Source organism: Microbacterium hominis NBRC 15708 (assembly GCF_001592125.1).
GTDB lineage: Bacteria > Actinomycetota > Actinomycetes > Actinomycetales > Microbacteriaceae > Microbacterium > Microbacterium hominis.
Map to the genome: position 1 here is coordinate 16,078 of NZ_BCWI01000003.1, position 19,169 is coordinate 35,246.

General features: G+C 71.7%; 16 protein-coding genes. 9 read left to right on the forward strand and 7 right to left on the reverse strand.

Annotated features, from left to right (window positions below):
- Positions 1-28: 28 nt before the first annotated feature.
- From MHO01S_RS04760 to MHO01S_RS04770, 3 genes are all read left to right on the forward strand, one after another.
- Positions 29-1,057 carry a M15 family metallopeptidase gene (locus MHO01S_RS04760; protein WP_255266064.1) on the forward strand — a complete coding sequence of 343 codons (1,029 nt, stop codon included), beginning with the start codon at positions 29-31 and terminating at the stop codon, positions 1,055-1,057.
- 153 nt (positions 1,058-1,210) lie between these two features.
- Complete coding sequence (locus MHO01S_RS04765) at positions 1,211-2,374, forward strand: acyl-CoA dehydrogenase family protein (protein WP_060961109.1); 1,164 nt, start codon at positions 1,211-1,213, stop codon at positions 2,372-2,374.
- 161 nt (positions 2,375-2,535) lie between these two features.
- Positions 2,536-2,961 carry a GIY-YIG nuclease family protein gene (locus tag MHO01S_RS04770; RefSeq protein ID WP_060961108.1) on the forward strand — a complete coding sequence of 142 codons (426 nt, stop codon included), beginning with the start codon at positions 2,536-2,538 and terminating at the stop codon, positions 2,959-2,961.
- Positions 2,962-2,977: 16 nt separating this feature from the next.
- Here MHO01S_RS04770 and MHO01S_RS04775 read toward each other — a convergent pair whose 3' ends face one another.
- From MHO01S_RS04775 to MHO01S_RS04805, 7 genes are all read right to left on the reverse strand, one after another.
- The gene (locus MHO01S_RS04775) at positions 2,978-3,523 is read right to left on the reverse strand and encodes an ECF transporter S component (protein WP_060961107.1); all 546 of its coding nucleotides are present in this window, start codon (positions 3,521-3,523) and stop codon (positions 2,978-2,980) included.
- Positions 3,523-4,395 carry a siderophore-interacting protein gene (locus MHO01S_RS04780; protein ID WP_060961106.1) on the reverse strand — a complete coding sequence of 291 codons (873 nt, stop codon included), beginning with the start codon at positions 4,393-4,395 and terminating at the stop codon, positions 3,523-3,525. The genes MHO01S_RS04775 and MHO01S_RS04780 overlap by 1 nt, the downstream gene beginning before the upstream one ends.
- Before the next feature lie 22 nt (positions 4,396-4,417).
- On the reverse strand, positions 4,418-5,221 hold the full coding sequence (locus MHO01S_RS04785) for an energy-coupling factor transporter transmembrane component T family protein (RefSeq protein WP_061781910.1): 804 nt from the start codon (positions 5,219-5,221) through the stop codon (positions 4,418-4,420).
- A complete protein-coding gene (locus MHO01S_RS04790; RefSeq protein WP_061781911.1) occupies positions 5,218-7,059 on the reverse strand; it encodes an ABC transporter ATP-binding protein in 1,842 nt (613 codons plus the stop codon). Before MHO01S_RS04790 ends, MHO01S_RS04785 begins: the two co-directional genes overlap by 4 nt.
- Positions 7,060-7,130: 71 nt before the next feature.
- Positions 7,131-7,691 (reverse strand): ECF transporter S component, encoded by a 561-nt coding sequence (locus MHO01S_RS04795; RefSeq protein ID WP_060961104.1) that lies wholly within the window; start codon positions 7,689-7,691, stop codon positions 7,131-7,133.
- 48 nt (positions 7,692-7,739) lie between these two features.
- The gene (locus MHO01S_RS04800; RefSeq protein ID WP_061781912.1) at positions 7,740-8,753 is read right to left on the reverse strand and encodes a pirin family protein; all 1,014 of its coding nucleotides are present in this window, start codon (positions 8,751-8,753) and stop codon (positions 7,740-7,742) included.
- Complete coding sequence (locus tag MHO01S_RS04805) at positions 8,750-9,124, reverse strand: GNAT family N-acetyltransferase (protein WP_060961102.1); 375 nt, start codon at positions 9,122-9,124, stop codon at positions 8,750-8,752. Before MHO01S_RS04805 ends, MHO01S_RS04800 begins: the two co-directional genes overlap by 4 nt.
- 100 nt (positions 9,125-9,224) lie before the next feature.
- Between MHO01S_RS04805 and MHO01S_RS04810 the strand changes: the two genes are divergently transcribed.
- The 6 genes from MHO01S_RS04810 (at position 9,225) to MHO01S_RS16630 (ending at position 19,087) form a co-directional block, all read left to right on the forward strand.
- The gene (locus MHO01S_RS04810; RefSeq protein ID WP_082808031.1) at positions 9,225-10,415 is read left to right on the forward strand and encodes a glycoside hydrolase family 3 N-terminal domain-containing protein; all 1,191 of its coding nucleotides are present in this window, start codon (positions 9,225-9,227) and stop codon (positions 10,413-10,415) included.
- Positions 10,416-10,526: 111 nt separating this feature from the next.
- Entirely contained in the window at positions 10,527-13,193 is a 2,667-nt protein-coding gene (locus MHO01S_RS04815; RefSeq protein WP_061781913.1) for a DEAD/DEAH box helicase, read from the forward strand.
- 160 nt (positions 13,194-13,353) lie between these two features.
- A complete protein-coding gene (gene recQ, locus MHO01S_RS04820; RefSeq protein WP_061781914.1) occupies positions 13,354-15,504 on the forward strand; it encodes a DNA helicase RecQ in 2,151 nt (716 codons plus the stop codon).
- Between the two features lie 67 nt (positions 15,505-15,571).
- Positions 15,572-16,900, forward strand: coding sequence for a CotH kinase family protein (locus MHO01S_RS04825; RefSeq protein ID WP_157553732.1), 1,329 nt, complete (start codon positions 15,572-15,574; stop codon positions 16,898-16,900).
- Positions 16,901-17,161: 261 nt separating this feature from the next.
- Positions 17,162-17,371 carry a hypothetical protein gene (locus tag MHO01S_RS16995; protein ID WP_060961098.1) on the forward strand — a complete coding sequence of 70 codons (210 nt, stop codon included), beginning with the start codon at positions 17,162-17,164 and terminating at the stop codon, positions 17,369-17,371.
- Between the two features lie 300 nt (positions 17,372-17,671).
- Complete coding sequence (locus MHO01S_RS16630) at positions 17,672-19,087, forward strand: ApeA N-terminal domain 1-containing protein (RefSeq protein WP_231735211.1); 1,416 nt, start codon at positions 17,672-17,674, stop codon at positions 19,085-19,087.
- Positions 19,088-19,169: the final 82 nt, after the last annotated feature.

Below are 19,169 nucleotides of genomic sequence, written 5' to 3' on the forward strand. Positions count from 1 at the left end.
TCTCGGCCGGGCGCGGCAGAATGGGCGGGTGCCGCAACCCGAGCAGCCGACCAGCCGACGCGCCGCGCGCCTCGCCGCCAAGGCGGCGCCGGAGTCGCCCGCGCGTCGGTCGATGCCGGCCGTCGGGCGCCGCGGTCTCGTGGTGCTGGCGGGGCTCGCGGCTTTGGTGGTGCTCGTCGTCGTCATCGCGCTGACGCGTCCCGGAGGCGCCGCCACGGCGCCCGGGGGCGGCGCCGCGGGCGTCACCGCGCCCACCGACGCGGTCGCGCTGCCGGACGGGGTGGGGTCGGGCACGCCCGCGACCGGCCTGCCCGTGCCCGCGCAGAGCGGGGTGGCCGCGGCATCCTGCGACGATCCCGCGGTCTCGTCGGCGCTCGCCGAGGGCAGGGATGCCGACGTCATCACCGCCTTCGGAGGCGGCGCCGCCTTCCGCGCCGCCGTCGTGTCGGGGGCGGCGCCCTGCATCGATCTCGGCGACCCGCACCGGCTGTGGATCGTCGTCGACAAGCAGCGCCCGTTGAACCCGATCGACGTCGAGCCGACCTCGGTCGTCGCCCCCGCCGACATGCAGCGAACCGTCGACGGCCGGCTGCAGCCCGCGGCGGCGGAGGCGCTCACCGCGCTCGTGGCGGCGGCGGCGAACGAGGGCGCGGGGGCGATCGGCCTCAACAGCGCCTACCGTTCGTTCGCCTCGCAGACGCGCACCTACAACGGCTACGTGAACACCCTCGGTCGCGCCGCCGCCGACCAGCAGAGCGCGCGGCCCGGCTTCAGTGAGCACCAGACCGGACTCGCCACCGACGTGGCGGCCTGCGACGGCGGCTGCGGCGCGATCGAAGCGTTCGGCGGGACGCCGCAGGGCGCCTGGGTCGCCGAGAACGCGTGGCGGTTCGGCTACATCGTCCGCTACGAGAGCGGCTACACCGCCACCACGGGGTACGAGGCCGAGCCGTGGCATCTGCGCTACATCGGCCCCGAGCTCGCGAAGGCGTACCACGAGGGTGGGTTCCACACGCTCGAGGACTTCTTCGGGCTGCCGGCCGCCCCCGACTACTGATCGCCCGGGGTCGCCGTCGCGCGAGGGTCGTCCTGTCGCCACCGACATGAAACCCAGTACCATGGATGCTGGGATGCGATGCCACCGGCATCCGTCGTTCATCGCGACACGTCCCGCAGATTCGACACTCGACGACGAGAGGACGGGCGCACCATGGAGCGCGACATCTACGACGAGGATCACGAGGCGTTCCGCGACGTCGTCAAGGAGTTCCTCAAGCGCTTCGCCACCGAGGAGAAGCGCAAGCAGTGGGAGGCGGACGGGGAGATCGACCGCGCCACCATGCTCGCCGCCGGCGAGGCCGGCATCATCGGTCTGAGCGTGCCGGAGGAGTTCGGCGGCGCCGGGATGCTGCAGGACTACCGTTTCCGCGCGATCGTGCTCGAGGAGACGATCGGGGCCGGCCAGGGCTCGCTCGCCGGGGCCTTCGGCATCCAGGACGACCTCGCCGTCCCGTACATCGTGCACATGGGGACGCAGGAGCAGAAGGAGAAGTGGCTGCCGGGGATGGCGACCGGCGAGATCCTCGGCGCGCTCGCGATGACCGAGCCCGGCGCCGGCAGCGACCTGCGCGGCATCAAGACCACGGCGAAGAAGGTCGACGGCGGCTACCTCGTCAACGGCGCCAAGACCTTCATCTCCTCGGGCAAGACCGCCGACATGGTCGTCACGTTCGTGAAGACCGGCGAGGGCAACCGTCCGGATGCCTTCAGCCTGCTGATCCTCGAGGACGGCATGGAGGGCTTCGACCACGGCAAGAAGCTCGAGAAGATGGGCTTCCACGGGTGGGACACCGCCGAGCTGAGCTTCACCGACGTCTTCGTCCCGGAGGCGAACCTCATCGGCGGCAAGGAGGGGCTGGGCTTCATCCAGCTGATGATGAACCTCCCGCTCGAGCGCCTGTCGATCGGCGTGGCCGCGGCGGCAGCCGGCGAGGCCGCGTTCGTCTGGACGCGCGACTATGTGCTCAGCCGTGAGGCGTTCGGCGAGCGGATCGCCGACTTCCAGAACACGCGGTTCCTGCTGGCCGACATGGCCACGACGGTCGACGTCATGTGGACCTACAACGACCGCGCGATGATGCTCTACAAGGACAAGAAGCTCACCGCCGAGGAGGCCGCGAAGGTCAAGTTCTGGTCGACCGACCGCGAGGCGGAGCTGCTCGACACCGGCGTGCAGCTGCACGGCGGGTACGGCTACATCACCGAGTACCCGATCGCCCGCGCCTACCTCGACGCCCGCGTCCACCGCATCTACGGCGGCACGAACGAAATCATGCGCGACATCGTGTCGCGCCAGATCGTCGGCAAGCGCTGACCGCGGCATCCGCTCTGCCGCGAGAAACCATCTGCGCACCGAGAAACCGGTGCGCAGGTGGTTTCTCGTCGTGGGAATGGTTTCTCGCGGGCGAGGCGCGGGCGAGGCGAGGCGCGGGCGAGGGCGGCGGGGGTGTCGGCGGGTGCGGGTAGCGTGCGGGCATGGCGGAGCCGCAGCGGTGCGTGATGTGCGGGCTCGCGCAGCCGACCGCGGATGCCGGCGGCACCCCGACCTGCCCGGTGTGCGGGTGGCGGCTCGGCGACAGTCCCGATCCCGACCTGCCGCGCCCGCGCGTCGAGGTGGTCTACTACCTGCGGTGGGAAGAGCGCATCAAGATCGGCACGAGTCGCGAGCCCCGGCGGCGTCTCGCCGCGATCCGGCATCAGGAGCTGCTGGCGTTCGAACTCGGCGGGCGCGCTGTCGAGCGCGCGCGGCATGAGCAGTTCGCTCACCTGCGCGAAGGCGGCGAGTGGTTCCGCGCAGAGCCGGAGCTGCGGGCCCACGCCGCCGAGCTCGCGGGGACGGTGCCCCCGTGGCACCGCTACGCCCGGTGGATGGCCGACGCCCTGCGTCAGGCGGTCAGCTGAAGCCGGGTCGCACCGATCACGCCACCGCGCGGTGACGGGCGAGGCGGGCCACCCCGGCGGCGCGCAGCCGGTCGGCGATGACGATCCCGATCGCCGTGCCGCCCACGCAGGATGCCACGCACAGCGCGATGAAGCCGCTGAGCGCGACCGGCGACATGGCCCAGAGGTCGAACGACTGGGCGGCGAGGACGGGGTAGGCGATGCCGATGACGATCGCTCCCGCGTAGTGCATCCACGTGGCCCAGCGGCGGTACGCCGTCAGCAGGAACGGCAGCTCCGGGAAGAACGCCCAGAACAGGGTGGTCGCCACCGCCGAGATCGTGAAGAACGGCGCGAGCACGAGGCCGGAGATGAGTCCGACCAGCAGGCCGGCGACGGGGCGGTGCAGCAGCCGCAGCGCGACCACGGCGGGGATCACCCAGAGACCGGCGATACCGATCGAGACGAACGGCAACGTCGCGAACAATGCCAGCGACACCCACCAGCCCGCCGCGAGGACGACGCCTCCCGCCACGCCGATGGCCGCGCAGGTCAACAGGTAGGCGGTCGTGACCCGGCCCATCAGTGCTCCTCCGCGCCGCTGCGCTCCGCCGCCGGCGTCGGCGATGCGGACCCGGCACGCCAGTAGCCGACGAAGCTGATCCGGTCCTTCGGGTGCCCCGACGCGACGAGGTGGCGGCGGGCGGCGACCGGCAGCGACTGCTCGCCGACGACGAAGACATGCGTATCGGATGCCGGAGGGTCGAGCTGCCGCAGAGCACTCAGCGCGAGGGTTCCGGGGCGCGCCCCGGCATCCCGCACCAGCCACCGCACCTCCACGCCGTCGGGCGCGTCGATCTCCAGCACGTCGTCGGCCGACGGCGCCTCGACCAGCACGGTGCCGGTCGCGGTGGACGGCAGCGACGCGCACACGCCGGACACCGCCGGGACGCCCGTCTCGTCGGCGATCAGCAGGACGCGCTCGACGCCGCGCTCCGGTGAGAAGCCCAGCCCCTCGTCGATGATCACGACCGACTCGCCCACGGTCGCGGAGGCGGCCCAGCGCGACGCCGGACCCGCGGTCGGCCCGGAGCCGTGCAGCACGAAGTCGACGTCGAGCTCCGCTCCGCCGCTGGGCCCGCTCGCGCGGTAGGCGCGGACCGTGTAGTTGCGCATCGCGGGCCGGATGCCCTCCGGGATGCGCAGGTACGACAGGTACCCGAAGATCCGGTTCGCCTTCGCGGGGATGCGCTCCAGACCCGCGCCCGCGCTGTCGCTGCGGTGCGGCAGGAACAGCCGGAACCACTGGTCGTAGCCCAGCGGCGAGAACCGGCCGATGTCGCCCCCGCCGAGGGTGACGCGCATCCAGTGGGGGGCGAGGCGGCGGACGGCGACCACCTCCAGTCGGAGAAGGTCTTGGGAGGCGGGCTTGGTCAGGCGTGAGGAGCGGGCCATGCGGCATCCTTTCTGCGACGGATCAGGGTGCCCACGGGAAGAGGGCGACGAGGATGACGGCACTGGTCAGCCAGAAGACGGCGACGAACACCGTGTCGCGTCGGCGCCACGGGACGAGGTGCCGTTCGGTGCGGTCGGGGTGGGCGCCGAAGGCGCGCGCATCCATCGCGAGGGCGACCCGCTCGGCGTGCCGGATCGCGCCCGCCAGCAGCGGCACGAGGTAGCCCCACCAGCGCGCGAGCGCGGCGACGGGGCCGCGGCCGCCGTGCGACCCCCGCACGCGGTGGGCCTGGCGGATGACGTCGAGTTCGTGCCCGAACCTCGGGACGAAGCGGAACGCGGCCAGCGCGGTGTAGCCGATGCGGTACGGCACCCGCAGCTGCTGCACGCTCGCCCGCACGAGATCGGGTCCGGTGGTCGTCAGCCCCGCGATGAGCGCGAGCGCGACGATCGCCGCCAGGCGCAGACCCGTCGCGAACCCGACGGTCAGCGCACCGGTCGTGAGGCTCCAGTCGCCGATGCGGGCGACGACGTCGCCGCCGACGCGCGCCGGATCGGTCCACAGGCTCATCGACAGGCCGATCACGATCGCCGCGACCGGCACCGCCACGAGCAGCAGCAGCGCGATCCGCCGGGTGATGCGGGTGCCGGCGAGGATGACCGCACAGGCGAGCGCGAGGAACGCGAGCGGGGTCGCGAGGTCGCGCGCGAAGACGAGGAGCACCATCGCCGGCAGCGGTGCCGCGAGCTTCGCGAGCGGGTTCAGCCCCGCGAGGAGCCCGCCCGCGTCGACGCGGGCCCAGGGGTCGACGGTCGTCGCGCTCACCGCGCCGCCCTCCCCGCGGCATCCGCCGCCGGCAGATCGGCGAGTCGGGTGACGCCGGCGAGGGAAGGATGCCGCGTCAGGCCGGCGAACGCGCGGCGCAGGGGAGGCTGTCGCAGCCCCGCCGAGCGGAGCAGATCGTCGTCGGCGAACACGGCGGGTGTCGCGGCATCCGCGATGATGCGCCCGTCGCCCACGACGATCGTGCGGTGCGCGTGCTCGGTGACCAGTTGCATGTCATGGGTGACGACGAGGATGGTCGTGCCTTCGGCGCTGAGGTCGCTCAGCAGGCCCATCAGCTCGTCGGCGCGTGCGCGGTCCTGACCGAACGTCGGCTCGTCGAGCGCGAGCACCGGTGCGCCCGCGACCAGAGCCGTGCCGACCGAGAGGCGGCGCTTCTGGCCGCCCGAGAGCAGGAACGGGTGGACCTCGGCCTTGTCCTCGAGGCCGAACCGGCGCAGCACGTCGAACGCGCGCTCGCGCACCTCCTCCTCGGGCAGCCGCTGTCGGCGCAGGCCGTGGGCGAGCTCGTCGTACACCGTGTGGGCGATGAACTGGTGTTCGGGATTCTGGAAGACGAAGCCGATCCGCCGTGACAGGGTGCGCAGGTCGGTGCGGCCCACGTCGACGCCGTCCACGGTGACCTGCCCGCGCGGGACGGGGATGACTCCCGCGAGCGACTGCAGGAGCGTCGTCTTGCCGGCGCCGTTCGCGCCGACGATCGCGACGAACGCGCCGGCGTCGACGTCGAGGTCGATGCCGTGGAGGATCTCGCGGCGCCCGCGGCGCGTTCGCAGCCCGCGCGCACGGATGACGGGGGATGCCGCGCCCGGGGCCTCCGCATCGTCTGCACGACTCCGCCTGGACGAGCCTTCGGAGGGGTCGGAGCCGGCGGTGGCCGCCGTCGAGGCGGAGTCGTGCAGACCGCCGCCCGCGGATGTGTCGGCCGACTCCAGGGCGGCGTGCAGCTCGGCGGATTCGAGGGGGAGGGGGTCGAGCGTCCAGCCGGCCGCGCGCAGGCGGAGGGCGGCGAGGGTCGACACGGGCAGCCACACGCCCATCTCGTGCAGCTCGGCGGCGCGGGCGCGGAGCACGTCGTCGACGGTGCCGTCCGCGACGGTGCGCCCGACGTGGTCGAGCACGACGACCCGGTCGGTGATCCCCACGACGGCGTCGAGGTTGTGCTCGACCAGCAGGATCGCCCGGTCGCCGGCGGCGACGAGGTCGCCCAGTGCGGCGTAGACCTCCTCGATGCCCTGCGGGTCGAGGTTGGCCGTGGGCTCGTCGAGAACGAGCAGGGGCGAGCCCATCGCCAGGGCGCACGCGATCGCGAGCCGCTGCCGGCCGCCGCCGCTCAGACGGTCGGGGTTCTCGTGGCGGCGCTCCCACAGGCCGACGCGGCGCAACGCCTCCTCGGCCCGGGTCAGCACCTCGTCGACCGGCAGCCGCAGATTCTCGGGACCGAACGCCACTTCGTCGAGCAGCGTGCCGGTCACCAGCTGTGCGTCCGGGTCCTGGAAGACCATGCCCACGTGCGTGCTCAGCCGGGCCACGGGCGTCGTGGCGGTGTCGAGCCCGGCGACCTCGACGGTGCCGGAGAGGGCGGCGGGCACGGCGTGCGGGATGAGGCCGTTGAGGGCGAGCGCCAGCGTGGACTTCCCGGCGCCGCTGGGTCCGAGCAGCAGCACCACCTCACCGCGCGCCACGTCGAACGTGGCGGATGCCGGGGCATCGGCATCCGCGCCCTCATGCCGGATCGCGAGATCGCGCACGCGCAGCAGCGGAGCAGGCTCACGGCCGGCGGGAGCAGCGGCTTCCGCTCCGAAGACGGCAGAGGTCACGGATCATCCCAGCGGTCGGGCAGAGGGTCGCTCCCAGGTTAGCCCAGCCTAACCTCAGCGGCCAACAGTCGTCAGCGCCGGACGGTCTGCCGCGCCACGCCGGCGCGCCGCAGCGAGGCTCCGACGCCCAGGCCGATCGCCGTCCACGCGACGGGACCGCACACGGACAGGGCGAGGTAGGCGATCTGGGCCCACAGGGCGTAGGCGCTCAGATGCGCCGCGAAGAAGACGACGACCGCCACGAGCACGCCGATGACCGCCGCGGAGATGAAGAAGCGCCACGCTCCCCAGGCGCGATAGCGCGTGAGGGCCGCGACCCCCTCCTGGATGGCGCCGAACAGCAGGGCCGTGCCGAGGAACCGCATCGTCCACACGGGGGCGAACGCGCTGGCGACCAGCGCGGCGAGCACGTGCGTGAGCAGGGCCACGAGCGGCAGCCGCAGCACCTCCTGCGCGACGATCCCGGGGAGCACGTGCGCCCCGAGGACGAGCCCGTAGACGATGGCGAGGCCGGGCACCGCGAGCACCACCGGCGTGACGAGTCCGGCGATGCCGCCGAGGATGCCGGTGGCCACACCGATGGCCGCGCACACCAGCAGGACGCGCGTCGACAGGACGGTGTTTCGGGCCACGATCCCAGCGTAGCCGCGCGTCCCCGGGGTTCAGGCCGGGAAAAATGCTCAGATGCTGCGCCGCCGCGGTGTCAGCCGCACCGCGGGAAGCGGCGGTGCGGGCACCCGCTCGGCGCCGTGCCCGACGACGTGACCGAAGCGCGCCTGTGGCGCGGGCGTCGGGGCGTCCTCCGCCTCGGCCTCCCACGCCGCCCGGGCCGCGACGATCTCCTCGTGCGAACGCGCCACGAAGTTCCACCACATCACGATGTCGGCTTCGAACGGCTCCCCGCCCAGCAGGAAGAGCGTCGTCTCGCGCACCGCGGTGACCTCGACGCCGTCGCGGTGGATGCCGAGGTACAGCAGGCCCTGGTCGGGCAGGGCGGTCGCGGCATCCGCTGTCGCCCACACCTCGGGGGTGCCGTCGATGCCGACCAGCGCGTACTCCCACGACGGTTCGAGCGGGAGCCGGACGCGGGAGCCGGCCGGGAGGTGGAGCTCGGCGCCGACGATCGGGGTGTACATCGTCGCGGGCGAGGTCGCCCCGGCGAACGAGCCCACCACGACCGTTGCGGTGGCGCCCGTCCCGCCGGCGACGTCGGGGATCGTCGTCACGGGCAGGTCGTCGTGGCGCTCGAAGGCGGCGGCGCCGTGGCGGCGCGACTCGGGCAGCGCGACCCACAGCTGCAGGGCGTCGAGGGCCACCGCCTCCTCGCCGACCGAGTACTCGGAGTGGGCGATGCCGGCGCCGCTGGTCATCAGGTTGAGCACCCCGCGGCGCACGACGACGTCGCTGCCGAGGGTGTCGCGGTGGCGCACCTCGCCCACGAGCGGCCAGGTGACCGTCTGCAGGCCGATGTGCGGATGCGGCTCGACGCGCATGCGCGCCGTCTGCGGGCCGAACCGGTCGAGGAAGCACCACGCGCCGACCAGGGGCAGCGCCCGCTGCGGCAGGCTCCGGTGCACCTCCATGGCGCGAACCCCGCCGAGCGGGACCTCGCGGGCTTCCAGCAGCAACGCCCGCGGACCGTCGCAGACCGCCGGGCCGGCTACGTCGGGCGGGGCGTCGTCGAGGCGGGTCATCCGCGCGGCGTTCCCACGCCTTCGTCGCCCGGGGTGGGCTCCGCCGTCGACGCGTGCTCCGCCGTCTCGACGTCGCGTTCGCGCCACACCGCCTTCAGCCCGGGGACCTCGTGCTTCTGCAGGTAGGTGACGATGAACGGGCAGACCGGCACCACCACGTCGCCCCGGGCGGCCTCGTCCGCCATCGCCGCCGCGACCAGCTTCGTGCCGAGGCCCCGACCGCCGTAGGCCGGATCGATCTCGGTGTGCGGGAAGACCAGACGCCCCTCGGTATCCTCCTCGAACTCGGTGTAGCCGGCGATGTCGCCGTCGACGAGGATCTCGTAGCGGTCCTTCTCGTCGTTGCGTGAGATGCGGACGTCGTCGGTCATGACGCTCCTGTCGGGTCGATGTGTCCTCCCCAACGTAGGCGCGTCGTCGCCTGTTCCGCCAGGGCTGTCGTCGGGAGGCGCGAGCGGGGAGGATGGCGGCATGACCCCCCGCTCTGCCCGCCGCCGTCCGCGCCTCCTCGTCTGCGTGGGAGCGGTCGTCGCGGCGACCGCGCTCCTGCTCTCGGGATGCGGGGCCTACGGTCCGTCCCCGTCGCCCTCGCCGACGTCGACCCCGACCGCGACGCCCGCGCCGACCCCCTCGCCGACCGCGACGCCCGACCCCCTGGCCGGACTGGACCTGCGCCAGCGCGTCGGACAGCTGTTCATCGTCGGAACGGCGGTCGACGCCGTCACTCCCGACACGCTCTCGGCGGTGGTCGACCGGCACGCGGGCGGCATCTTCCTGCACGGGCGTTCGCAGGCGGGCGCCCAGGCCGTGGCGAGGGTGGTCGGTTCGTTCACGACGGCGGACGCCGACGGCATCCCCCTGTGGGTGTCGACCGATCAGGAGGGCGGCGAGGTGCAGGTGCTCACGGGGCCCGGGTTCGACGACATGCCCTACGCGATCCGGCAGGCGGATCTGCCTGACGACCAGCTCCGCGCCGCGGCGACCACGTGGGGCGGTCAGATCGCCGCCGCGGGCGTGACGCTGAACCTGGCCCCGGTCGCCGACATCGTCACGAGCGCGGCGACCCGGTTCGACAACCCGCCCATCGGCGGGCTGGGCCGGCAGTACGGCTACGACGGGGCGACCGTCGCCGCGAAGGCGGGCGCCTTCGCGGACGGCATGCGCGCGGCCGGCGTGATGCCCGTGTTCAAGCACTTCCCGGGACTCGGACACGTCACCGCCAACACCGACACGACGGCCGACGTCGTCGACACGACCGTCACCGCCGACGGCCCCGACATCGCCGTCTACGGCACGCTGCTCGCGGGCGGGCCGGCGGGCGTGATGGTCTCGAGCGCGATCTACCAGAACCTCGACCCGTCGGCGCCGGCGGTGTTCTCGCCGACGGTGGTGGGCCTCGCACGGGCGAAGGTCGGCCCGGAGGGCATGCTCATGACCGACGATCTGTCGGCGGCGCAGGCCGTGCAGGCCTGGAGTCCCGCCGATCGCGCCGTGCTCGCCATCGCCGCGGGCATCGACGTCGTGTTGGCCTCGACCGATCCCACCGTCTTCCCGGCCATGTACGACGCCGTGCTGGCGAAGGCCCAGTCCGACCCGGTGTTCGCGGCCCGCGTCGACGACGCCGCGCGCCACGTGCTGGCCGCCAAAGCCGCGCGGCCGTGACCGGGTCGCGGGTTGTGGCGGCGTGACCGGGTCGCGGGGTGCGGCGGTGTGACCGGGTCGCGGGGTGTGCTGGCGTGACCGAGCGGAGGCGGCGCCTGGCAGACTCGGGACATGACCTCTGCCGCGGCACTGACCGACCTCGTGCCCGCGCAGGCGACGGCGGATGCCGCCTACGAGGGCTTCGTCGCGTGGGCGACCGGGCGGGGGCTGACGCTCTACCCCGCTCAGGACGAGGCGATCATCGAGCTGGTCTCCGGCGCGAACGTCATCCTCTCGACCCCGACCGGCACCGGTAAGTCGCTCGTCGCGATCGCGGCGCACGCGGCATGTCTCGCCGCCGGAGGGCGCTCGTACTACACGGCGCCGATCAAGGCGCTGGTCAGCGAGAAGTTCTTCGCCCTCGTCGAGATCTTCGGTCCCGAGAACGTCGGCATGGTCACCGGCGACTCGTCCGTCAACCCCGACGCCCCGATCGTCTGCTGCACCGCGGAGATCCTCGCCAACATCGCACTGCGCCAGGGCGGGGACGCCCCCGTCGATCAGGTCGTGATGGACGAGTTCCACTACTACGGCGACCCCGACCGCGGATGGGCGTGGCAGGTGCCGCTGCTCCTGCTGCCGCGGGCGCAGTTCCTGCTGATGTCGGCGACCCTGGGCGACGTGACGCCCATCGCCGACGACCTGGCGCGGCGGACGGGGCGGCCCGTGGCGCTCGTGACCGGTGTCGAGCGCCCGGTGCCCCTGCACTTCTCGTACGAGCGCCGCCCCGTGCACGAGGTGCTGACGATGCTCGTCGACGAGCGCGAGGTGCCGGTCTACATCGTCCACTTCGCGCAGGCGGCCGCGCTCGAACGGGCGCAGGCCCTGGCATCCGTCACCCTCACCACCCGCGCGCAGCGCGACGAGATCGCGGAGGCGATCGGCGGCTTCCGCTTCACGACGGGCTTCGGCAAGACACTGTCGCGTCTGGTGCGCGCGGGCATCGGCGTGCACCACGCCGGGATGCTGCCGCGCTACCGCCGCCTCGTCGAGACGCTCGCGCAGCGGGGGCTGCTCCGGGTGATCTGCGGCACCGACACGCTCGGCGTCGGCATCAACGTGCCGATCCGCACCGTCATGATCACCGCGCTCAGCAAGTACGACGGCACGAAGATGCGTCAGCTCAGCGCGCGCGAGTTCCATCAGGTGGCCGGTCGCGCCGGCCGCGCCGGCTACGACACGCACGGCAACGTCGTCGTGATGGCTCCGGAGTGGGAGATCGAGAACGCGGTCGCGCTGGCGAAGGCCGGCGACGACGCGGCCAAGCGCAAGAAGATCGTCCGCAAGAAGGCGCCCACCGGCGTCGTCAACTGGGGCGAGGGCTCGTACGAGCGGCTGATCGCGGCTCCGCCCGAGCCGCTCGTGCCGCAGCTGAAGTTGACGGCCGCGATGCTCATCAACGTCATCGGTCGCGGCGGCGACGTCTTCGGCAACGTCCGGTCGCTCGTGTTCGACAACCACGAGCCGCGCGAGCGCCGCTACGCCCTCGCCCGACGGGCGATCGCGATCTTCCGGACGCTCGTGGACGCGGGGATCGTCGAGGTCGACCGCGACGCGGCATCCGGCCCGCGCATCGTCCTCACTGTCGATCTGCAGCCGAACTTCGCCCTCAACCAGCCCCTGTCGCCGTTCGCGCTCGCCGCCATCGAGCTGCTCTCGCCCGACGACGACGTGCGGCCCGGCGCCGCTGCCGTCCCGAACTCCTCCACCGCGGGCGCTCCCGCCGCTGTCGAGGCTGATCCGGGGGAGCCGGGTGCGGATTGGAGGAGTTCGGGTCGCGCCGGTGCGACCACCGTCGCCGCGGGCGGCATCGGCACCGGCCACTACGCCCTGGATGTGCTCAGCGTGATCGAGGCGACGCTCGACGATCCGCGGGCGATCCTTTCGCAGCAGGAGTACCGCGCCCGCGGCGAGGCGGTCGCGGCCATGAAGCGGGACGGGATCGAGTACGAGGAGCGGATGGCGCTGCTCGAGGAGATCACCTATCCGAAGCCGCTGGCCGACCTGCTGGCGCAGTCGTTCGAGGTCTTCGCGTCGAGTCAGCCGTGGGTGCGCGATTTCGAGCTGAGTCCCAAGTCGGTCGTCCGCGACATGTTCGAGCGGGCCATGTCGTTCGCCGAATACGTCTCCTTCTACCAGCTGGCGCGCAGCGAGGGGCTGGTGCTGCGCTACCTCTCCGACGCGTATCGCGCGATCCGCCAGACCGTCCCGGCGGAGGCGCGCACCGACGAGCTGATGGACATCATCGAGTGGCTCGGCGAGCTCGTGCGTCAGGTGGACTCGAGTCTCGTCGACGAGTGGTCCGCGCTCGTCGACCCTTCGGCGGTGCTGCCCGAGGACGGCGCTCCCGTGGTGCCGCCCGCACCCCCGTCGATCCTCACGAACGAGCGTGCCTTCACGGTGCTCGTGCGCAACGAGCTGTTCCGGCGCGTGCAGCTCGCGGCGCTGCAGGACGACGACGCGCTGGTCGCCCTCGACCCCGACCTCGACTGGCCGGCCGCGCTCGACCGCTACTACGACGAGCACGACCAGATCCTCACGGGCGGACCGGCCCGCGCGCCCCGGCTGTGCGCGATCGACCGGGCGGATGCCGCGGCATCCGGCATCTGGCGCGTCGAGCAGACCATCGACGACCCCGAGGGCGATCACGACTGGCGCCTGCGCGCCGAGGTCGACCTCGCCGCCTCGGTCGAGGAGGGCGCCGCCGTGGTCCGCGCCGTCGAGCTCGTCCGCCTCTAGCCCGCCCTCTTCTTGCTTCCTCCCGCGAGCCGCCACGCCCTGCCCGAGCCGCCACGGCGCGGACGGACGTGCGATGGCGGCTCGGCCAGCGCGTAGCGGCTCGGCGGGTGCTGGCGACGGAGGGGGACGAGGTGTCGGATGCCGCGGCTAGCCTGGACGGGTGACTGCATCGATCCACCGCGACGACGACCCGTATGCGGACGTGCCGTGGGATGTCGATGAGCTGACCCCGCCCGACGAGTTCGATGTGCCGCCGCCGCCGGAGTACGACGGGTATGCCAGTGCCCTCGCGCGCGCCACGCGTGACACCGCGGCGTCGCCGGAGGGCCCGGGATCTCGTGGCGATGTCGCCCCGCCGCGGGGCGCGGCATCCGCCGGCCGTTCCGCGTCACCGCGGGGCGTGGCATACGCCGGCCGTTCCGCCGCGGCATCCCACACCGCCCACGCCCACGCCCACGCCCCCGCAGCGCGGCCCGCGGCCGGGGTCGCCCGTCCGCCGCGGTCGACCGACCCGAAAGCCGTCCTCAAAGAGGTCTTCGGCTACGACGAGTTCCGCGGCGACCAGGCCGACATCGTCGCGCACGTCGTCGCCGGCGGCGACGCCGTGGTGCTGATGCCCACCGGCGGCGGCAAGTCGATCACGTACCAGGTGCCCGCGCTCGTGCGACCGGGCACGGGCCTCGTGGTCAGCCCGCTCATCGCCCTGATGCACGACCAGGTCGACGCCCTGCGGGCCAACGGCGTGCGCGCCGCGTTCCTCAACTCCACCCAGAACCCCGCTGAGCGCGCGGGCGTCGAGCAGGACTTCCTCGCCGGAGAGCTCGATCTGCTCTACGTCGCCCCCGAACGGCTGAGCGCACCCGCGACGACGGCGCTGCTGCAGCGCGGTCGGCTGAGCGTCATCGCGATCGACGAGGCGCACTGCGTCAGCCAGTGGGGCCACGACTTCCGCCCCGACTACCTCGCGCTGGGCGACCTCGCCGAGCGGTTCCCGGGCGTGCCGCGCATGGCGCTCACCGCGACGGCGACGCGCGCGACGCACCAGGAGATCACCGAGCGTCTGCAACTGCCCGACGCGCGCCACTTCGTCGCGAGCTTCGACCGGCCCAACATCCAGTACCGCATCGAGCCGAAGGTCGACCCGCGCCGGCAGCTGCTGCAGTTCGTGCGCGCGCAGCCGGCGGGCTCCGCCGGCATCGTCTACGCGCTCAGCCGCAAGTCGGTCGACCAGACCGCCGACTACCTCCGCACGCAGGGGGTCGACGCCCTGCCGTATCACGCGGGGTTGGATGCCGCGATCCGCGCGCGTCACCAGCAGCGCTTCCTCCGCGACGACGGCGTCGTGATGGTCGCGACGATCGCGTTCGGCATGGGCATCGACAAGCCCGATGTGCGCTTCGTCGCGCACATCGACCTGCCGAAGTCCGTCGAGGGCTACTACCAGGAGACCGGTCGCGCCGGCCGCGACGGCGAGCCCGCGGTGGCCTGGATGGCGTACGGCCTCGGCGACGTCGTGCAGCAGCGCCGCCTGATCGACCAGTCACCGGGCGACCGGTCGTACAAGATGCGCCTCGGCCAGCACCTCGACGCGATGCTCGCCCTCTGCGAGACCGTGTCGTGCCGCCGTCAGAACCTCCTCAACTACTTCGGTCAGAGCTCCGAGCCGTGCGGCAACTGCGACACCTGTCTCGACACCCCCGACACCTGGGACGGGCTCGTGCCCGCGCAGAAGCTCCTGTCGACCATCGTCCGCCTGCAGCGCGAGCGCAACCAGGCGTTCGGCGCCGGGCACCTCGTCGACATCCTGCGCGGCGCGTCGACCGAGCGCATCCGCCAGCAGGGTCACGACGCCCTCGCGACGTACGGGCTCGGAGCCGACCTCAGCGACCAGGACTGGCGCAGCGTGATCCGCCAGCTCCTCGCCCGCGGCATCATCGTCGCGCGGGGAGAGTACGGCGTGCTCGCCGTCGGCGAGGAGGGTGCGGCGGTGCTGCGTGGCGAGCTCGCCGTGCCGTTGCGACGCGACGTGCTCGGCAAGGGCGGCGGGGCGGCGCGGGTACGCAAGACCCCCGCCGCGGATGCCGTCGCCGACGGCGACCGCGACCTGTTCGAGGCCTTGCGCGCGTGGCGTGCCGGCGCGGCGAAGGAACAGGGAGTGCCGGCCTACATCGTCTTCGGCGATGCGACCCTGCGGGCGCTGGCCGCGCAGCGCCCGGCATCCGTCGCCGCGCTGGAAGGCATCACGGGCATCGGGGCGAAGAAGCGCGAGGCGTACGGCGAGGCGGTCCTCGCCGTCATCGCAGGTTCATAGGAACCCTCCCCGCGCTCCACAGCCCGGGGAGGCGTGAACCATAGGCGCGGATGTTCGGGTGGTCTGCATGACCCATCGATCCCGCTCTCGCGTCCACCCGTCACGTCGTGTGCTGCTGCCCGCCACCGCCGTGGTGCTCACGCTCGGCCTTGCGGGCTGCGGCTCGCTCGCCGCCCTCGACACGGTGTCGTCGATGCCGACGTCGACCGGGGTGAGCTCCGAGACGGTCGTCGCGGACGCTTCGGGGTCGCTCTGGGACACGTCGACCGTCCACACGGTGTCGGTCCAGGTGGATGCCGATGCGCTCTCCGACATGCTCGCGACCTACCTGTCCGCGGGTGACAAGGAGTGGCTCACGGCGACGGTCACGATCGACGGCGTCGCCTACGAGAACGTCGGCATCAAGCTGAAGGGCAACTCGACCCTGAAGGGGATCACGAGCGACAGCGACGCGTCGACGCTGCCGTGGCGCATCCGCCTGGACAAGTACGTCGACGGCCAGAACGCGTCGGGCGTCACCGACTTCACGATCCGCGCCAACTCCTCGTCGACGTCGATGAACGAGGCCGTCGCGCTCGACGCGCTGTCCGCGGCGGGTCTCGCCTCCGAGAAGTCCGCCGCGACGAGGTTCTCGGTCAACGGCGGCACGGAGGTCCTGCGGCTGAGCGTCCAGGCGCTGAACGACTCGTGGGTCGACGAGAACTTCCCCGACGCCGGTGCCGATTCGGTGCTCTACAAGGCCAACGCCGACGGGAACTGGGACTGGGCGGGAGCCGACGGCGACTACAGTGCCTCGTTCGACATCGAGGCCGGTGCGGAGGACTACGCGCCGCTCGTCACCCTGCTCGATCTGGTCAACAACGGCACGGCCGACGAGATCGCCGAGAAGCTCCCCACGCTGCTCGACGTCGACTCGTTCGCGACCTACCTGGCCCTCGAGGAGGCCATCGACAACTTCGACGACATCTCGGGACCCGGCAACAACGCGTACCTGTTCTGGGATTCGAGCACGCAGCGGTTCACCGTGGTGGCGTGGGACCACAACCTCGCCTTCGGGGTGCAGAACGTCGGTGGGGGCGGTCAGGCCGGCGGGGCCGCGCCGGGAGGCGGGCGGGCTCCGGGCGGGCAGGCCGACGGTGGGGCGGCCGGCGGGGGCGGCGCTCGCGGAGGAGCCTCCGACAACCCGCTCGTCACGGCGTTCGAGGCGAACAGCACGTGGGCCCAGCTCATCGCCGAGAAGAAGACGCAGTTGCAGCAGACGCTGATCGCGAACGGCACGCTGTCCACCTCGGTCGACGCGTGGACGGCGCTGCTTACCGCTCAGGCGAGCGATCTCGTCGACGCGTCGACCGTCCAGTCGGATGCCGCGGCCATCCTCTCCGCCGCCGGCGCCTGACCCCCGGGCGGGGGCCGCCGTTGCCCGGGCCCGCCGTTGCCCGGGCCGCCGCCGCGGAATCGGAGGCGCGCGCCAGAATCGGATGCGGGGGCTGCCCTGGTCCGAATCCGCTTGCGGTCTCCGCATCCGCTGCGCGGCATCTCCACTACGACGTGGCGTCCCCGACCGGGCAGCGGACCTCGCCAGCGAGTACAACCGTCGCTTCAACGGGATCGTGCTGCGCGACTACACCGCCGAAGGGAAACGCTCAGCCGGCCGGGGATGGTCGCCTCTTTCGAGCTCCGCGCCCACCAGAAGACCGCCGTGGCCCGCATGGTCAGCGAACCCGCCGTCGGCCTGTTCCACGAGGTCGGCGCCGGCAAGACCGCCGAGGTGGTCGCCGGGGCGATGGAGCTGCGCCGTCGCGGCATGGTGAACAAGGTCGGTGTCGTGGTGCCGAACCACATGCTCGAGCAGTTCCCCCGCGAGTGACTGCAGCTGTACCCGCAGGCGCGGATCCTCGCCGCCAACACAGACACCCTCTCCGGCGATCGGCGGCGCATCTTCGTCGCCCGTGCCGACGCGAACGACTGGGACGCTGATGGGTGGTGCAATTCAACGATCGGTCGTACTTCCCCGGAGCCGATGCCGAGACCGTCGATATCGGATCTCATGTCTGTTCAGGCCGCCGACCCCGCGCGCCGCAATGGCTGGTTCAGTTCGGTTTTGGATACGTTGGCTGTGAGGCCCGTCCGCGCCCTGACGGCTTCGACTTCCAGAGGGGGGACGTCCGTGGCAGTCGAGCTGAGCTTTGGCGACAGCCTGGCTGTCTTACTGGTCGATGGTGTCGCCGAGACTCCGTATGTCGGTGCCACGCTCAGGATGGACGAGAGTGGGATAGAGGTTGAGGTCCCGCATATGCCGGGATTCGTCGTTCCACAGTTCGAGCACGTCGACCAGTGGTTCAGGAGGATGGCGCCGCCTGAGAATGTACTCGTTCACGCTCGAGGCGGAAGTGTCCAGCTTTTTGGATGTCGCTGGAGCGGTCATTCTGACGCAACAGGTTCGCGGGTCGGGACTGGTCGTTTTTCCGCGACCGAGGCTCTTCTCCACGACCGGGATGGAGCCCTCTCCGATCCGCTGACGGTCACGACCTGCCAGAGCCGTGCTGACGGCCTCAATCATTGGTCGCGAGTTACAGCGGTGAGTTCGGAACCCACTCGTGACGAGGAGTCCCGGGCTAACGCCCTCGATGTCCGGGTGGAGAGTCCGGAGCCAACAGAGTGGTTACAGGGTGAGGCGCGTATGCGGATTCGGGCGACCTGGAGTTTCGCCCCGCGCGAGGACGGCTACTCACGCATCCACGAGCTCGAGGACAACGTCATCGTTGAAAGCGAGTGGGAGCAACCACATCCGTTTGCAGATCATCTAGTCGAGCAGCGCAAGGTGCTTCATTTGCTCGTCTTCCTGTTCGGCGCTGGCCTCTCCTTCCGTGAGCATCGGGTGCGCGACGGGTCAATCGCGGCACGTCTCATGGGCGGCGAGATCTACGACCACCCCTTCGCGGAGGTCATTAGTGCGCGAACAATCAGCGAGCGCGCCCAGCCGATACCGCAGAAGGGCAAGCTTCAGCGTCCGTTGCTCGTGCTTGAGGAAGTCGGTGCCGAAGGTCTCGCCGAATGGGCTTCGAACTACGAAGCGTGGGAGCGGTTCATCTTGCCGGCTGTCTCGATCATCGGCCGGCGGCATCGCTTCGCAGAGGACATCGTGATGTCGACGTCTATGAGCCTGGAGGCGGCGGGGCAGCTGATCGGCGAGCAACCCGGCGAGGCCGCCACGTATCACCGTGGTAGGCGAACCACGGCGACCTATGTCTACCGCTGTCTCGAGCTGCTCGGGATCCGTTGGGGTGAGTACATCCACAGCCAGACCGGATTGGCGAAGGCGATCGCGAACAACTACAACGCCGTCAAGCACGCTGACCGTGGCGCGTTCCCAGATCACGTCGAGACGTTTCTCATCGGCGACGTAAACCAACTGATCGTTCGCCTCCTCGCCATCCGTCTCACCGGACGCGCCGAGGAGCTCCTACAGCGGTACCGTGATGGTTCCGAACTGTGGCAGATCAAGCAACGGTTTGACGCCTATCGTGTGAGGATCGCCGACGATCTAGGCGCGTGGGGTATGGCCGCATGCTCGTCCACATAGCCTTAGCAAGGTGCCCATAGTTACGAATCGAAGCACGCTCCCAAATCGCCAATAATGGATCTTATGTCAGTTCGTCCAAATT

Excerpts from the sequence above, each read along its gene's own strand:
- MHO01S_RS04765 (WP_060961109.1), top strand. The coding sequence starts at position 1,211 with ATGGAGCGCGACATCTACGACGAGGATCACGAGGCGTTCCGCGACGTC.
- MHO01S_RS04770 (WP_060961108.1), top strand. The coding sequence starts at position 2,536 with ATGGCGGAGCCGCAGCGGTGCGTGATGTGCGGGCTCGCGCAGCCGACC.
- MHO01S_RS04775 (WP_060961107.1), bottom strand. The coding sequence starts at position 3,523 with ATGGGCCGGGTCACGACCGCCTACCTGTTGACCTGCGCGGCCATCGGC.
- MHO01S_RS04780 (WP_060961106.1), bottom strand. The coding sequence starts at position 4,395 with ATGGCCCGCTCCTCACGCCTGACCAAGCCCGCCTCCCAAGACCTTCTC.
- MHO01S_RS04800 (WP_061781912.1), bottom strand. The coding sequence starts at position 8,753 with ATGACCCGCCTCGACGACGCCCCGCCCGACGTAGCCGGCCCGGCGGTC.
- MHO01S_RS04805 (WP_060961102.1), bottom strand. The coding sequence starts at position 9,124 with ATGACCGACGACGTCCGCATCTCACGCAACGACGAGAAGGACCGCTAC.
- MHO01S_RS04810 (WP_082808031.1), top strand. The coding sequence starts at position 9,225 with ATGACCCCCCGCTCTGCCCGCCGCCGTCCGCGCCTCCTCGTCTGCGTG.
- MHO01S_RS04815 (WP_061781913.1), top strand. The coding sequence starts at position 10,527 with ATGACCTCTGCCGCGGCACTGACCGACCTCGTGCCCGCGCAGGCGACG.
- MHO01S_RS04825 (WP_157553732.1), top strand. The coding sequence starts at position 15,572 with ATGACCCATCGATCCCGCTCTCGCGTCCACCCGTCACGTCGTGTGCTG.
- MHO01S_RS16995 (WP_060961098.1), top strand. The coding sequence starts at position 17,162 with ATGGTCGCCTCTTTCGAGCTCCGCGCCCACCAGAAGACCGCCGTGGCC.